This is a genomic window from Aeromonas sp. S5(2024), from assembly GCF_041403025.1.
Classification (GTDB): Bacteria; Pseudomonadota; Gammaproteobacteria; order Enterobacterales; family Aeromonadaceae; genus Aeromonas; species Aeromonas hydrophila.
The window spans coordinates 1-547 of the sequence record NZ_JBGLRI010000027.1 but is presented as its reverse complement, the minus strand read 5'-3'; the positions used below and the strand labels follow the sequence as shown (position 1 = coordinate 547).

The window sequence follows — 547 nt, the reverse complement described above, 5'->3', positions numbered from 1 at the left end:
TGTGAGTGCCCACACAGATTGCTTGATTCAAATTGTTAAAGAGCGACGCAGCTTTTGGCTGCTGCGGGAGTGGCATTCTACTCAACCGCCTTCTCGAGTCAAGCCTTATTTTCAAAGGCTTTTCGAGGGTACCGACCCGGTTGTTTGCGTTGCCGCTTGCCGTGTCGATGGGGCGCATTATAGAGAGATTGATCACGCTGGCAAGGGGGCAAATGCAATAAAATTGCAAAAAACTGCACTTTTTTAGTTATTCATATCCAAGCACAGCTTTTATACAAACTTATCCACAGAAATCACCAAATCCAGAGCTAAATTAGCCACTCCTCTGCGAGTAGCTTATACCACTGGCTGGCTTTTCTGTACCAGGTGAATGGAAGATCATCATTCGATAATAAGGAATACCTACTTATATAAGGAACTACACGATCAAGAGTAAGCAGTTGAGGCAGTTGAGGCAGTTGAGGCAGTTGAGGCAGTTGAGGCAGTTGAGGCAGTTGAGGCAGTTGAGGCAGTTGAGGCAGTTGAGGCAGTTGAGGCAGTTGAGGCA

At 46.4% G+C, this 547-nt stretch carries 1 protein-coding gene; it reads left to right on the top strand.

From position 1 onward, the window contains the following. Nucleotides 1–247: hypothetical protein (locus ACB032_RS22110; RefSeq protein ID WP_371138779.1), on the top strand; the 247-nt coding region annotated here is incomplete at its 5' end. Nucleotides 248–547: the final 300 nt, after the last annotated feature.